Annotated in this window: 14 protein-coding genes and 2 pseudogenes; 6 read left to right on the top strand and 10 right to left on the bottom strand. The window is 64.9% G+C overall.

The window, feature by feature from the left end; all coding sequences use genetic code 11:
* The first annotated feature begins 9 nt into the window (after positions 1–9).
* Entirely contained in the window at positions 10–1,068 is a 1,059-nt protein-coding gene (locus tag AC0KTM_RS06855; RefSeq protein ID WP_238957672.1) for a dihydrodipicolinate synthase, read from the top strand.
* Here the strand turns inward: AC0KTM_RS06855 and AC0KTM_RS06850 are convergent.
* Positions 1,060–2,202, bottom strand: a complete 1,143-nt coding sequence (locus tag AC0KTM_RS06850; RefSeq protein WP_225327017.1) for an ABC transporter substrate-binding protein — start codon at positions 2,200–2,202, stop codon at positions 1,060–1,062. The genes AC0KTM_RS06855 and AC0KTM_RS06850 overlap by 9 nt on opposite strands.
* Before the next feature lie 121 nt (positions 2,203–2,323).
* Here AC0KTM_RS06850 and AC0KTM_RS06845 point away from each other — a divergent pair, with 121 nt between their 5' ends.
* The 4 genes from AC0KTM_RS06845 (at position 2,324) to AC0KTM_RS06830 (ending at position 5,296) form a co-directional block, all read left to right on the top strand.
* On the top strand, positions 2,324–2,956 hold the full coding sequence (locus AC0KTM_RS06845; RefSeq protein ID WP_225327018.1) for a TetR/AcrR family transcriptional regulator: 633 nt from the start codon (positions 2,324–2,326) through the stop codon (positions 2,954–2,956).
* Positions 2,957–3,073: 117 nt separating this feature from the next.
* Positions 3,074–3,241, top strand: coding sequence for a hypothetical protein (locus AC0KTM_RS06840; protein ID WP_225327019.1), 168 nt, complete (start codon positions 3,074–3,076; stop codon positions 3,239–3,241).
* A gap of 2 nt (positions 3,242–3,243) precedes the next feature.
* The gene (locus AC0KTM_RS06835; protein WP_225327020.1) at positions 3,244–4,038 is read left to right on the top strand and encodes an SDR family oxidoreductase; all 795 of its coding nucleotides are present in this window, start codon (positions 3,244–3,246) and stop codon (positions 4,036–4,038) included.
* A gap of 94 nt (positions 4,039–4,132) precedes the next feature.
* Complete coding sequence (locus AC0KTM_RS06830; protein ID WP_225327021.1) at positions 4,133–5,296, top strand: NDMA-dependent alcohol dehydrogenase; 1,164 nt, start codon at positions 4,133–4,135, stop codon at positions 5,294–5,296.
* A gap of 10 nt (positions 5,297–5,306) precedes the next feature.
* Here the strand turns inward: AC0KTM_RS06830 and AC0KTM_RS06825 are convergent, their stop codons facing one another.
* The 4 genes and pseudogenes from AC0KTM_RS06825 to AC0KTM_RS06810 form a co-directional block, all read right to left on the bottom strand.
* Complete coding sequence (locus AC0KTM_RS06825; RefSeq protein ID WP_238957670.1) at positions 5,307–6,926, bottom strand: thiolase C-terminal domain-containing protein; 1,620 nt, start codon at positions 6,924–6,926, stop codon at positions 5,307–5,309.
* Positions 6,927–7,109: 183 nt separating this feature from the next.
* A complete protein-coding gene (locus AC0KTM_RS06820; RefSeq protein WP_275254661.1) occupies positions 7,110–7,244 on the bottom strand; it encodes a hypothetical protein in 135 nt (44 codons plus the stop codon).
* Positions 7,241–8,404, bottom strand: a pseudogene (locus tag AC0KTM_RS06815) (GMC family oxidoreductase); the annotation flags it as partial. The gene AC0KTM_RS06820 and the pseudogene AC0KTM_RS06815, both read right to left, overlap by 4 nt.
* Before the next feature lie 131 nt (positions 8,405–8,535).
* A complete protein-coding gene (locus AC0KTM_RS06810) occupies positions 8,536–9,012 on the bottom strand; it encodes a hypothetical protein (protein WP_472415236.1) in 477 nt (158 codons plus the stop codon).
* 687 nt (positions 9,013–9,699) lie between these two features.
* Between AC0KTM_RS06810 and AC0KTM_RS06805 the strand changes: the two are divergent.
* A pseudogene (locus AC0KTM_RS06805) lies at positions 9,700–9,861 on the top strand (YnfA family protein); the annotation flags it as partial.
* Here the strand turns inward: AC0KTM_RS06805 and AC0KTM_RS06800 are convergent.
* From AC0KTM_RS06800 to AC0KTM_RS06780, 5 genes are all read right to left on the bottom strand, one after another.
* Positions 9,858–10,121: a hypothetical protein gene (locus tag AC0KTM_RS06800; RefSeq protein ID WP_007172605.1), complete on the bottom strand. Its 264-nt coding sequence runs from the start codon at positions 10,119–10,121 to the stop codon at positions 9,858–9,860. The pseudogene AC0KTM_RS06805 and the gene AC0KTM_RS06800 overlap by 4 nt on opposite strands.
* 57 nt (positions 10,122–10,178) lie before the next feature.
* Complete coding sequence (locus AC0KTM_RS06795) at positions 10,179–11,255, bottom strand: IS110 family RNA-guided transposase (protein ID WP_238955752.1); 1,077 nt, start codon at positions 11,253–11,255, stop codon at positions 10,179–10,181.
* Positions 11,256–11,586: 331 nt separating this feature from the next.
* The gene (locus AC0KTM_RS06790) at positions 11,587–11,925 is read right to left on the bottom strand and encodes a transposase (protein ID WP_033718757.1); all 339 of its coding nucleotides are present in this window, start codon (positions 11,923–11,925) and stop codon (positions 11,587–11,589) included.
* An 11-nt stretch (positions 11,926–11,936) separates the two neighbouring features.
* Positions 11,937–14,306 carry a copper-translocating P-type ATPase gene (locus tag AC0KTM_RS06785; RefSeq protein WP_089150873.1) on the bottom strand — a complete coding sequence of 790 codons (2,370 nt, stop codon included), beginning with the start codon at positions 14,304–14,306 and terminating at the stop codon, positions 11,937–11,939.
* A gap of 55 nt (positions 14,307–14,361) precedes the next feature.
* The gene (locus tag AC0KTM_RS06780) at positions 14,362–14,658 is read right to left on the bottom strand and encodes a DUF1490 family protein (protein ID WP_033718771.1); all 297 of its coding nucleotides are present in this window, start codon (positions 14,656–14,658) and stop codon (positions 14,362–14,364) included.
* Positions 14,659–14,736 lie beyond the last annotated feature (78 nt).

The raw sequence follows: 14,736 nt of genomic DNA, 5'->3' as shown, positions 1-14,736 counted from the left end.
ATCCGAGTCGTGCAATGGGCCACCGGCGCCGTCGGTCGGGCCGCACTGCAAGAGCTTATTGAGAATCCACGTTATCAGCTGGCGGGCGTGCTGGTGTACGACCAGGCGAAGGCCGGGCTCGACGCGGGTGCGCTCTGCGGGCTCCCACCGACGACGGGCGTGTTCGCCACGGCGGACAAGGACGAGATCATCGCGCTGGGCGCCGATGTCGTCGTGCACGCGGCCAGCAAGGCCCATGCCGTCGAGACGAACGCGCAGGACATCTGCCGCCTACTCGTGGCGGGCAACACCGTCATCACCACGACGTCGTACAACCACTTACCCACCTACGGCGTGGAGACCGAGGCGGCGTTCGCAAGGGCCTGCCAACAGGGCGGGTCACGCTTCCACGCCGCCGGCGAGAACCCCGGTTTTATGTTCGAGCGACTCGTCGCGACAGTGACGGGGCTGAGTAAGACAATCGACCGCATCGACCTCTACGAAGCCACCGACGTCTCAGCCGTCAACAGTCGGCCGATGCTCGTCGACCTGATGGGTATGGGCAGACCGCCGGAAGATGTCAGCATTGACTCCCCAATCATCAAGAAGCTCGACATGGCCTACCGCCAGGCCCTCAACGCGACGGCCGATGTCCTCGGGATCACCCTCTCGCACATCGATGTGGCGGTCGACGCCACCACACTGCCCCACGATATCGATGTCCCGGCCGGCAGGATGAGGGCGGGAACGGTTGTCGGGCAGCGTTTCTCGTGGGTTGGCCACTGGTCAGGCCGCCCTCTGCTGGCCATTCACGAGGAGTGGGTGCTCACCCGCGACCTGCCCCAGTGGGGTATGGCTCCGTTGGCGCCCGGTGAGAAGGCGCCGCTGATCCGCGCGGTCATCAAAGGTGAGCCGAGCTTCGAACTCCAGCTCGACGTGGCGTTCGATGGTGTGACGCCGACGGGCCAGCACGCCATGCCCGGTCATCTGATGATCGCGATGGGCGCGGTTCGCGCCATTCCGTACGTGCTTGCCCGACCGCCCGGCATCGTGACCGCACCGGTGTTCGGGGCGATCCAACTAGCGTGACGTAACAGCGACGGCGCGGGCGATGTGGTCGCTGGGCGCCGCGTGGAAAACGTGCGCGGTGCCGTCGGGCAGCACGCGCCGGGCCACGAGATAGTCGGAACCCATCCAGCCCTGTCGAATGAACCGGCCGAACCGCAAAAACGTGCCCGGTGCGCCGCTGGCCGACGGGACGAGTTTCACCTGCTCCATCCCGTTCTTCGCCCCCTCGCCGGTCAGCGGGCGCGCTGCGGCGAGGCCCCGCACGATCACGGTCGCCGCATCATGCGACAGGCCCGGCATCGAGTGTCCGGGCCGCCGACCGTATCGGGCCTCGAAGCGATCGAGGAAGGCCTGCCCGACAGTGTTGCGCTCATCGTAGCTGTCCAGCCCGATCCAGCCGGATAGATGCCGCATCCACTCAGTGCTGATGTGTGCCATTTCGAACGCCGTCGTCGTGTACCGCGGTGGATCCCAGCCGGCGGTCCGGAGCGCATCCGTGAAGCCCCACAGGCCGTGCCCGAACCCGACATGCACCAGCGCGTCGGGTTCCGACGCGCGCAACGCGGTGACCGCCTCGGATTTGTCGGCCTCGACCTGGGGAATCGCCACGGTCGCAACGACCTTCAAACCCGCGGCATCGTAGGCTCTTTGAGCGAAGGCGAGGTACTCCTTGCCGATCAGCGAGGCCTCATACGCGATGGCGATGCGCGATCGACCATCGCCGATCATCACCGCGGCCAGCATCACCGGCTCCTCCGGCATCGAACCGTTGTTCAGAGCGAAGCACCAGTCGCCGAGCGCTCCCTCCGACCCGGACAATGTCAGGATCGGAACCCGCGCGGTGGCCTCGACATGGGAACGCAGCGGCACGACGTTGTCCGATACCCACGGCCCGAAAATGACCAGACAACCCTCCGCCACGAGTTCGTCGAAGGCCCGTTCAACCGCAAGGTAAGTGCCGTTGGGCAGGCCCACCACGTTGCGCGCGACGAGTTCGATCGGCCGGTCGAGCAATCCGGAGTCATAGGCTTCGTCCATCACCAGCCGCAGCGCGGCGAAGGTGTCGTTGTCCATGTCGCCGGAGGTCGGATAGTCATTGAGCAAGCCGACTTTCAGGGGAGCGACCGAACCGTATGCGCGAACCTCGCCTGCCATAGCCGGCAACATACAGCATGGAGGTTGGGCCTAGGGTCCGAACCGTGCTGCGGTGTCGCGCGCTGACGCCGCCACTACCTAGCGCTCAACATTCAAGCTGAATGTTGCTACGATCGTCGGCATGGCGCAGCGCGGTGGGGCGGACGACGATCGACGCGCGCGTGGCGAGCAGACCCGTCGCGAGTTGATCGAGGCGGGCCGGGAACTGTTCGTGGAACACGGGTTCTTCAACACGAGCATCGGTGACCTGGTGGCCAAGTCGGGCGTCGGCACGCGCGGGGCCTTCTACCACCACTTCAAGGACAAGGCCGAGCTGTTTCGCGCCGTCTTCGAAGATGTCGAGAACGACCTCACACTTCGGTCCATCGCCGCTCCCCCGCCCGGCACGGACCCATGGGAGCGGCTCACGAGCGGTCTGCACGGATTTCTCGAAGCGGCCACCGAGCCCGCCGTCCAGAGGGTGATACTCGTCGACGGGCCGGTGGTGCTGGGCTGGCAAACTCTTCGGGAAATCCAGGAGGGCAACAGCATCGCCCTCATCAACGAGGTGGTCCGTGAAGCGATCGCGGCGGGCGTCATCGACGACCAACCGGTCGGGGAACTGACCCACATGCTGGTGGCAGCCCTCGAGGAAGCCGCACTTCTCGTGGCGCATGCCGCAAATCCCACCAGGGCTCGGCGTCGGGCCGCCAAGATCCTCGATCGACTCCTGCTCTCCTTCGCCGCCGAGCCCCGAAAAACATTGCGGCGGTGATCATCCTGTTCATGCCCTGGCCTGACGCCGCCGCTGTGGAAATGTACATTTTCGTAATTGAATATAGTTCCTCTACAACCTGATAACCTCGCTCGTAACCTGTGCGCAAGGAGACCCATGCTGCCCGAACACATGATCTTGGTGAGCGTCGACGACCATCTGGTGGAGCCGCCGAACCTGTTCGAGGGCAGGGTCGCGAACGAGTACGCCGATGTTTCGCCTGGCGTGATCCTCCTGCCAATGGGCGCGACGCTCGGCTCCGTCAGCGCCAAACTCGATGTCTGACAATGTCTGACAAGGGGCAGCTTCCGCTTCGGGTCGCCGTCGTCGGTGCCTCCGCCGGTCTGGGTCGATGCATCGGCACCGGGCTCGCCCACCGGGGCGCCCACGTCGCGCTGCTGGCGCGCCGCTACGACCGGCTGGTCGACGCCGCCAGGGACGCCGGCAACGGTGCGGTCGCCGTCGCCTGCGACGTCACCGTGACTGACAGTTGCCGGCAGGCGATGTCCGAGGTGGTCGGCGCGCTCGGCGGCCTCGACGCCCTGGTGTACACGACCGGCATGGGTGTGCTGGCACCACTGCGCGAGGTGACCGCCGAACAATGGGCGCAGTTGTTCGCCACCAATGTCACCGGCGCCTCGCTCGTCACCGCCGCCGCTGCCCCATATTTGGCGGCGGCTGCGGGCTCGGCCGTGTACCTGTCGTCGCTGAGTGCGTCCTACACGACCCCGTGGCCGCTGCTCGGGTCCTACGCGGTTACCAAGGGGGCGTTGGACAAGCTCGTCGAGGCCTGGCGCATCGAACATCCGGAGATCGGCTTCACCCGCCTCGCCGTGGGCGACAGCCTCGGCGGCGCCGGCGACGCACAGACCGAGTTCAACAAAAGCTGGGACCCCGACGCTCTCGAAGCGGCCATCAAGTTCTGGATGGAAAACAAGTACATGCTGGGCGGTCTCGTCGACGCCGATCATCTGACCGAGGTCGTCCATTCCGTCATCCGTTGCGGCAATAGCAGTTTCATCCCCTCCCTGACATTGGCTCCGCGCGCCTCCGAAGCAGTGAAGGAACTCCGGCAATGGTGAACCACGAATCGCGGATGCTCATCGACGGCAAGCTCTCCGAGTCTGAGCCAAAGACTGTCGGCCGGCCGGCTACCCTCCTAATGAAAGAGACGCGATGAAGTCCAAAGCAGCAGTCCTGCGCGGTGTCGGGGTCGACTGGGAAGTCACCGAAGTCGAACTTGATCCGCCGCACGCGGGCGAAGTGCTGGTCAAGATGGCCTATGCCGGGATTTGTCACTCCGACGAACACTTCTATACCGGCGACAGTGTGCCGACCGCGGAGATGGCAGAAATGATGCGGGCGTCCGGCCTTCCGGTGCCCGAATGGTTTCCCATGCTCGGCGGACACGAGGGCTCCGGTGTCGTCGAAGCGGTCGGAGCCGGGGTAAAGACACTGAAACCCGGTGACCACGTGGCCATCTCGTTCTTGCCCGCCTGCGGCAACTGCCGATGGTGTGCCAGCGGCTACACCTACCTGTGCGACGTGGGCGCCGACATCTACAGCAAGGCGATGACCACCGACGGCACCCGGCGGCGCCACCTCGGCGACGAAGACCTCATGGCGATGATGCAGGTCGGCACCTTCTCCGAATACGTGGTGGCGTCGGAGCGCTCACTGGTCAAAGTCCACGACTGGATCCCGTTGGAGGCAGCCTCACTGGTGTCCTGCGGTGTGACAACGGGATTCGGGTCGGGGTCGGTCGCGGCGGGCACCCAAGCCGGCGACACCGTCGTCGTGGTCGGCGTCGGGGGAATCGGCATGAACGCCGTGCAGGGCGCGAAAGTCGCCGGCGCCAAGCACATCGTCGCCGTCGACCCCAACGAGTTCAAACGTGAGGTGGCGCCGACGTTCGGCGCCACCCACGTCGCTGCCGACATCGGCGCCGCGCTGGAACTGGTCAAGGAAATCACCTGGGGCGTGATGGCCGACCGGGTCGTTCTCACGCCCGGGGTCGTGCCCGCCGACATGATATTGACGGCGATGATGTTGTTGCGCAAGGGCGGGACCTGTGTGTTGACCGGGATGCCGAAGATCACCGACCTGATGGTGCCGATCGTCCTCACTGACATGGTCAGTTCGTGCAAGACGTTCAAAGGCGTGCTCTACGGCGAGCTGAACCCGCGCGAGGCCATGCCGAAACTCCTGGCGATGTACGAGGCGGGTTTGATCAAGCTCGACGAGTTGGTCACGCAGAAGTACAAGCTCGACGATATCAACGAGGCCATGAAAGATCTCCGCGCCGGCAAGAACATTCGCGGCGTCATCGCCTTCGAATAGTGTTGCGACGTCACGTCGCGCGTTGCAACAGCATCACCCCAGACGGAACTCCCCCACCGGTGCTGACGACGGCGGTGCGTGCGTTCTCAACCTGACGGCTCCCGGCATGATGGCGCAATTGCAGCACCGCCTCGTAGACGAAACCGAATCCGTGTAGCCGTCCCTCGGACAACTGGCCGCCGTGGGTGTTGAGCGGCAGTTCGCCATCCAGCGCGATGCGTCTGCCGCCGTCCAACCAGCCCTGGGTCTCGCCGAAGCCGCAGAAGCCCAGGGCCTCGAGCCACGACACGCAGTTGAAGGTGAATCCGTCATAGAGCAGCGCAAGATCGACGTCCCTCGGTCGCAGGTCGGTGCGACTCCACAAATGGGCGGCCTGGCCAATGACCTGGGGCTCGTGGGTCAAGGTGCCTTGGTCCCACGATATACGTTCGGCCACTTGCGTTCCGACGGCCTCACAGCGTATGGCCGGACGCGGCAAGTCGTCGGCGGCCGAGGCGTCAGAGACCACGACCGCGATCGAACCGTCGCAGGGAACGTCGCAGTCGTACAGGCCGAATGGGGACGTGATGGGCCGCGCGGCGAGGTAGTCGTCCATCGTCATCGGGTCCCGGTAGATGGCCGACGGATTGAGCGCGGCATTGCGCCGCGCGTTCACGGCGATCATGCCGAAGAGTTCTCGATCGGCACCGTAACGGTGCAGATACTGGTTGGCATTCACGCCGATCCAATTGGCCGCCGAGGCCGCGCCAAACGGCAACGACCATTGCTGTGGCCCCGATACCCGTCCGCCGCCCCCGTGCAGCCGAAGCGCGGCGAACGTCGATTCCCACACCGTCCGGAAGCAAAGGACGTGTCTACAAAGGCCCGCAGCCACCGCCATCATCGCGGCTATGATCGCGCCGCCCTGACCGGGTAGATCCATGCCGCCGTTGATCCATGTCGGACGTATACGCAGAGCCTCCTCGACGGCGGCGATCCCGCCTTCGCTCATGCCCATGCCCACGGGTCCCGGGTACGTCGAAAGACCGTCAATATCAGACAGTTCCAAACCGGCATCGGTAACCGCGGCCAAACATGCATCCACCGTGAGCGACAACGGATCGACCATCAGTCGGCGGCCGATCGCAGACCGTCCGATGCCCGATATCACGGATCGATGCTCAAACCGCTCTCTGGCTACAGGCTGACGCGGGACGGGAGTGGTGGGCGGTCCCAGTAGGTCCCGCTCATCGGTGGCGCCGGTTGGTTCGAACAGCGGAACCCACACGTCGTCAATGTTTTCGAATCGCACGGAGACGCACTGGCCGACGTGCACCTCCTCGGGTGAGCAGCCGACGATATTCGTTGTCAGGCGCACTTCGGCGCACTCGTCGAGTGCGACCACCGCGACGACGTAGGGCGGTTCGAATCCGGGGAGCCATGGGTGCTCATTGACCGTGTAGCCCACCACCGTCGCACGACCGGAAACCACGGCGGGTGCAGCCGATGTCGCCCGGCACGACGGACAAATCGGTACGGGTGGGTGCACGTACGTATGGCACTCGGTGCAGCGCTGGATGCGCAGATTGCCGTCCCGGCCGGATGCCCAGAACCACTGATTCCACGGCGTGAGCTGCGGCAGCGGTCTCATGTCCTGGCCTCGGACGCACGCCGGCCGCGAAAGCCGTCAACACTCGCGAGATGCGGCCGCGTTATGGGAAGCATCCATGCCGGGTAGCTTCGGATATGCCTATTCTCATAAACGCAATTGTCCATTGTCGGCAATAGTCTCACATCGGTCGGCCCAGCTACCCGCCGGTCAGATCGATGCGCATCAGTCCTGCGCTGGGTACAGCTGCTGGTATCGGCTCATCAGTTTGGGGATGTCGTCGTCCATGGTCAACGAATGATCAGCGACGGCGGTATCAGCACAGACACCTGGCAGGTGCTCGTCCAGCCTGAGCGTCATAACCCGTACTCGGCTTTGAGAAGGTCGCCGGCACGCTCACCGATTACTACGCAGGGAGCCATGGTGTTGCCGGTGGTTATGCGCGGCATGATGGACCCGTCGGCGATCCGAAGGCCTTCCACCCCATAAACTTTGAGGCTTCCGTCTACCACCGACATAGTGTCTCGCCCCATTTTCGCCGTGCCGGATTGATGCCAGAAGGTTTCAGCCCCGTCGCAAATGAACCGCTCGAGTTGCTGGCCGGCGAGGTTGCCGGGCATGACCTCACGCTTGTTGAAGCGTTCCACCGGGGCCGAGTTGCCGATTTCGCGGCACAGCTCGACGGCGGCGAGGGCGGCCTTGAAGTCCTCGTCGTGCGCCAGCCTGTTGTCCTCGATCGCGACCGGGTGGGCCGGATTGGAACCGGTTAGGCGGACCCGGCCGCGGCTCTTCGGTCGGAGCACGCCAGCACACGCGGTCCAACCGTGCTCCGGTAGTCCATAGACGGCGGCGTTTTCCGCACTGGACAACGGCAACTCCGCGACGCATATCTGTAGGTCGGGCGCTTCCATGAGTGCATCACTCTTCCAGAGCACCATCGCTTCTCCCCCGTTGTTGCGCGGCTCAAGCGGCTGGCGATACTCCCATACGCAGTCGATACGCGGATGGTCTTGGTAGTTGTGTCCGACGCCCGGTAGATGCGACACGAGCGGTATGCCGAACTGGCGCAGCTCGTCAGCATCGCCGATGCCCGACTGCATCAATACTTTTGGCGTGTTGATCGCGCCCAGCGAAACGACCACCTCGCTCGTCGCGGCAACGCTGTGGTTCGTCCCGCGGCACGAAAACTCTACGGCGGTGACCCGGTTTGCCTCGGAAATCAGCCGCGTCACCGTCGCGCCGGTGAGAATGGTCAGATTTGACGGGCGGAGACGCGGGCGCACATAGCTGCGAAACATCGACTGCCGGAATCCATTGCGTACTCGGAGATCGATCAGAGATGCGCCGCCGCCAGCCACCATCATGGCGCTGTTGTTGCTTGGGTAGCTAGGGATTCCCACCGAGCGTGCGCCCTCAACGATCGCCGCGGCCAGCGGATTCGGGTCGCTAGCGGGTGCGACGAACACCGGGCCGCCGGCGCCGCGGTCGGGGCCGGCGGGTCCGTGAAAACGGTTGGATCGGTTCGAGTGACGCTGAGACATGGGCGGTCCAAGGCGGACGGATTTGTTGAGAATGACCGCTCCCGCTTGACTTGGGCTGTTGCCGCGGATCGAAGATGAAGCCAGTAGGCCGCTGTGTTGGCGTTTGCCGTCTATTGGGCGCGCTGTCCGCTTCTGCGCTTGCCGTGTAGGTGGCGGTAGGTGGAAATTCCTCGGGCTAGGCCACGTACCGCGTAAATGGCAGCCAGGGTTGACAGGATGACGAGCAAGACGAATGTGATCAACCAATTGCTTCGGGTGTGATCGATGTTCCACCAGACGACGGTGAACAACACGGTGCAGGCGAACACAACGATGTCACGCCAATTGCCGTGGTAGGACGTGACTGCATCCCTGATTTCACGGTTGCGGTCGAGTCCAGCGACCAGGTCATCGATGCGCATATCGATGGTTCGCTGTAGTTGCGTACGCCGTTCGGTGTCCTCGGCTGGCAGTAATGAGACTAATTCCAGGTCGGCTTTGATGTTGCCGCGAAGGTCGGGTAGCCGGAGGCTTCCCGCTGCCATCCCGAGCAGGGCCCCACCGGCGATCGGGGCGCCGGATAGGGCCATTTCAGCGATTCCGGGCATGATGTCTCCTTCGTTGATCCATGCGAACGGGTCAATGTGCTGCGCTAGAGGATCTCACCTAAACGTGTCGGCGCGGACGGTGAGGCGACGACCAGGACGATGCGTTGGCTTCATCGATTAATCGACTCCATTGCGGTCCCCCAAGGGAGACGCTAACAATCAGCAATTGCCAGCGACGGATGTGATGGTTTTGCGCAACAGAAGATGTTCCCGTTGGACATAGTGGGTCCATTGATGTTAAGCCGAAGGAATCATGCCGACCAGACCAGTCAATGGGTTCGGTAGTGCTGTTTCCAGGCGGAAAGCGTTGGGCCGCTTGGCCGCTGTCGGTGTTGACGCGTTGTCGGCTCCGACGCCGGCCTCGGGATGCGGCAACGGTGGCGGTGATACGTCTTCGACCGGCGCCGCGTGGGTGACGAATAATTCGGTCAAGGTCGCAACGGATGCAAAGAAGGAGTCGCTGCCGTTAGACAGCGCGACGATTTCGCCGATGCCCAGCGGGATCTGAGATCACTCGGTGCAGATATTGCATGAAAAAGCTGCACCGCAATCGTTGAGGTCATCGAGCTTTCGCGCAGCTGTCCGTTGTCGTTCTATCTGAGGCAGGTGCGGGCGTCTGACCTGCGGTGCCTCAGATCAAATGGCGATCCTGTTGCGGGTGGTTTGTCATCTGATCTGAGGTAAATAGGCCGGATCCTGGCCGCCTACGGGGAGGCGTGTTCGTCGGCGGCTCGCTGGCGTGGGGTATGGCCCTCGAGGGGTTCCGACCCGGCCGCTGGGACGTGCTTGGCGCCCCTGGTTTTCCTGGCCGGCGTTGCCGTGAACATGTACGCTCCTCGCGGCCACTAGCTTTCGGCCGCAATCGCCCGTCGCAGCGCGGTCAGTATGACGTCACGGCTGGGCAGATCCAACCGACAGACGTCACCCGTCGGCGGCCGATCGGGACGCATCACATCGGTGCCGTCAATCAGTATCGACGGTGACGGAAAGGGTCCGACCCGCTCAACGATCGCCGTGTTGATCCCGACCACGGCCAAACAGTCGACCAGCATTTCATGGGCCGTTGCCGCGTTCGGACAGCCCGGGCTGCTCAGAATCTCAATCCGCATCCCACGGTCTCCCAACACCCGTCATTAGCATCTCAGGTGGGATGCTCCTATAGATTGTCAAGGGCTGACCGCTGGGTCTTCGGGTGTGGGTGTGAATCGTGTTGGGCGCGTGAGTTCCTGGTAGATCTCGCGGGCGATGGCCCGTTTGAGGCAGCGCATGATGTCCTTCTTTGACAGTCCTTCGGCGGTTCGCCGGCGAGCATAGGCGCGGGTGCGTTCGTCATATTTCAGCCGCACGACAGCGACGGTGTGAAGTGCTTTGTTCGCTGCCCGGTCGCCACCCCGGTTGAGCCGGTGGCGGTTCGTGCGTCCCGAGGATGCCGGGATAGGAGCAACACCGGCGAGATGGGCGAAGGAGGCCTCGGAACGAAGCCGTTCGGGGTTGTCGCCGGCACTGACCAACAGTTGTCCGGCGACCTCGGTGCCGACGCCAGTCTTGGCCAGCAGACCTGGAGCAGCAGTGGTGGTCAGCTCATCCAAGACGATGTCGAGCTCTTTGATCTCGTCATTGAGCGCCAGGTGGCGGCGAGCCAGGGATCGAAGCGTAAGTCTGATCGCTGCCGCTGGCGCCGAGAGGTCTGTTCCGGGGCGCAGACGCGACAGCGCCTGGATCAATGCAACGGTTCCCAACGGTTTCATGTGCTCACGCAAGTCCATCGGGCCGGTGATCAGCAGTCCGCGAATCTGGTTGATGCACTGAGTCTTTGCCTTGACTGCCGATCGCCGAGCCACGCGAAGACAACGGATGGACTCCACGATGCCGTCTCGTGATTTCGGAACGCTGTCGGCTCGCCCGGAGGCTACCGCTTGGGCTGCTGCGTAGGCATCAACGGGATCAGACTTGCCATTGGCGCGCCGGGTCGCACGGTCGGGCCGGTTGACCTCGAGCACCGCCAGGCCCGCTGCCGTCAACACCCGGCCCAGTTGGGCTCCGTAGGTTCCGGTGCCTTCCACTCCCACACCGGCGACCGATCCGATCGAGGAGATCCAGTCCAGGAGGCTGCGGTAGCCGTCCGGATCGGCGGGGAATTCTCGGTCGCCGAGGTGGCGTCCGAGTTGGTCGATGACAGCAACGTGGTGCGTATCGGCGTGGGTGTCGACCCCGACAAAGACAGCGGTCGATGCGGCAGGCATTGGCCTCCTTCAGTGGTACTGATACGGACAGCACCCTGAGCGCGGGCCGATGGGACAAGACAGTGATGGGCCCCGTTGCTACGACAAGCTCCTATAAGGTCACCAAGCACGCCCTCAACGGGTGCATGGGCTCAGTGACGGACCGGCAGATCCCACTCAAAGGCAGCCATCCGGCGCCGGTCAATTTTCGGGCCAGGCCCGCCACCAAGCTCCGAAACAATGATCACTGTCAATTTTCGCGACCCGGTGACAGTTGCAGCCGGAGTTCGACGCGCCCGGTAGCTCGGCGATTTCGGGTACGCCGTGGCAGGCGCACTCCCTTGCGGCGAGTTCAAGCCGCGGCTCGCCGCTGCTGCGGTCGCAAAGTGTGCCGAGACGCGTCTATGCCGGCCATTTCTTGCGCCTGCTCGGCTGCGGTCTGCCCTAGCCGGACCAAATCCGCTCGCTCCTGGACCGAAAGCGGCTGTTCGCCAGCGACATCTGGCCGCTGGCCGTCACCGCTGCGGGCCTGGGACATCAGCCACCGCTCATCGCGCACCCATGTATGCAGCAGGCTCGTGTCCACGTTTAGCTGGCGGGCTACCTCAGCGACTCGCCGCTGCCCGTCGATCACCATGTGCGCGGCCGTGACTCGATACTGCGGGGTGAATGAGCGCCGATGTTGTGGCATACCTACTGGCTTCACGAATCCCACGTCGCGCTATCTGGGATGTCCACCATGTGGGCGGTCTGGGGCGATCCTTGTCGGGTGTGGCGGCCGAAGCGGCGTAGCCGCAGCGAGTTGGTGACCACGCTGACCGAGGAGAGCCCCATCGCCGCTCCCGCGATGATCGGGTTGAGCAGACCGAGTGCGGCTAGGGGGATCGCGGCGGTGTTGTAGCCGAAGGCCCAGCCAAGGTTCTGGTGGATCGTGCGCAGCGTCTGCCGCGAGAGCGCGATCGCCTCCACAACACCGTCGAGCCGGCCGGACATCAGCGTGATGTCGGAGGCCTCGATGGCCACGTCGGTGCCGGTGCCGATCGCAATGCCCAGATCGGCCTGCACCAGCGCGGGGGCGTCGTTGACGCCGTCGCCCACCATCGCGACCACCCGCCCCTGGTCTTGTAGCCGCTCGATCTCGGTGACCTTGTCCTGCGGCAGCACCTCAGCCAGGACGTGATCGATGCCGACCTGTGTGGCGATCGCGGCGGCGGTGCGCGCGTTGTCGCCGGTGATCATGGCGACCTGCAAGCCCATGGCGTGCAGTTGAGCGACCACGTCGGCGGCGTCGTCCTTGACCGTGTCAGCGACGGCGAGCACGCCCACAACGTGGTCGTCGCGGCCGACGAACACCGCGGTGCGGCCCTGCTCTTCGAGTTCGGCGGCCGCCGCCGCAAGGTGCTCAGGCAGCAGCAGCTCGTGGTCGTCGACAAGTGTGCGACGTCCGACCAGCACGGTGCGGCCGTCGATCTGGGCCTGCACCCCGTGGCCGGCGAGGCTGGCGAACGCCGTGGCGGCCGGAATCTGCAACCCCAGCTCGCGCGCGGCCGCGACGATCGCCGCGCCGATGGGGTGCTCGGAGCCCGACTCGACCGCGGCGGCGATCTGCAGCACCAGATTGGGCTGGCGCCGCTTGCCGGCAATCACATCGGTGACCCGCATCTGGGCGCGGGTCAGCGTGCCGGTTTTGTCGAACACCACGGTGTCGATCTTCTTCGACGCTTCCATCACCTCGCCGCCTTTGACCAGGATCCCCAGCTCCGCGCCGCGGCCGGTGCCGACCGTGATCGCCGTGGGAGTGGCCAGGCCCAGCGCACACGGGCACGCGATGATCAGCACCGCCACCGCGGCGGTCATACCGGCGACCGGGTTGGCGGCGATCAGCGTCCACCCGGCAAACGTCACCGCGGCAACCCCGACGACGGCCGGGACGAACACCGCCGAGACCCGGTCAGCCAGTCGCTGTACCGGCGCCTTGCCGCCCTGTGCCTGCTCGACCAGGCGCACAATCTGCGCCAGCGCGGTATCGGCGCCGACGGCGGTGGCGCGCACGGTCAGCAGCCCGTCGATGTTGACCGTCGCACCGGCAACACGGTCGCCCACCGATTTTTCGACCGGGACGGACTCGCCGGTCAGCATTGACTCATCGACGACGGCGCGCCCGTCGGTGATCTCGCCGTCGACCGGGATCTTCTCCCCAGGCCGTACCCGTACCAGGTCTCCGACTTGTACCTGATCAACCGGCACGAGAATTTCTTGCCCGCCGACGAGCAGGCAGGCTTCCTTGGCGCCCATCTCCAAAAGCTTGCCGATCGCCTCCGACGCCTTGCTCGTGGATCTGGCCTCGAAATAGCGACCCAGCACCACGAACGCAATGATCAGCGCCGCCGTCTCGAAGAACAGTGCGCCACCGGCGAACAACTCATACGTGGAGTAGCCGAATGCGGTCAATGTGCCCAGTGTGATCAGCGTGTCCATGTTGGCGCTTCCCGCCCGCGCCTGCTGCACCGCGCCGCGCAGGAACGGCCACCCGGCGACGAATTGCACCGGTACCGTCGCCGCGAACGCCAACCACCCCGCCCACGGATAGGCGCCGAACACCATCGTCGACACCGACGCCAGCAGCGCCAACGGCATGGCCAGCCACAACCGCCGCAACCAGTTCCGCTGCTCACGCCTGTTCAGTTCACCCGAGGACGCCGTGCCGCACGCACCGCCCTGTCCCTGCCCGCAGCCGCCACTACCCTCGGTGTCGCGCGGCGCGTCGCTATCGGGCCGGGCGCCCAGTAATCGGCGGAGTCCACCGATGGCCTTGCGCACCACCCCGGGGGTGCGCGCATCGCCGGAATGCGGGGCACGGGTGGGCACCAACTCTGCAGGGATGTGCTCGGCTACGCCGATCGCCGACAGCACCGCCGCGGTGTCGCAGCGCTGCGGCGAATACTGGATCACCACCGATGCCGTGCGCGGATAGGCCGTCACCGCCTGCACACCGGGCACCGTGGCCAGAGTCTCCTCGATCGCGACGGCCCGGACCGCATCGACATGAAATCCGGTGATGCGCAGCCGCATCCGCCCGGACGCGTCCGATACGACCGTCGCCGTGGCGTCGGCGGCCGGCAGGACCTCAGTCGTCATGGCCGTCGCCCGGGCTCGTCACGATCGCCGGTTCGGTGTCCTCTCCGGCGCGCTCTCGTGCCTCGGCAACCACGTCGGCGACCGTCAATCGGATCTGTTCCGTGTTCGTTTCGGCCGTGCGCTGCGCTTCGCGGGCGGCCCGGATGCCCCACGCGGTCACAGCAACGGTTGCCGTGCGCAACGGAACCTTCGCCACGGCCGTGCGCACTGCCTCATACGCCGCAACCCCCACCACCCCGGTTACCACCGTGGGCGCCGCCTTCATCAAGAACCCATGCCACGCCATACCAAGCACTCCCTTCCCGTCGTTGCACCGCCAAACGGTGACCAGTCGGCCACGGTCGCTGCGGAGCGACACGAACCC

Source organism: Mycobacterium sp. NTMscope_Eco_3, assembly GCF_976985685.1.
The sequence above is the reverse complement of the archived record's forward strand: the minus strand, read 5'-3'. Positions and strand labels throughout refer to the sequence as shown.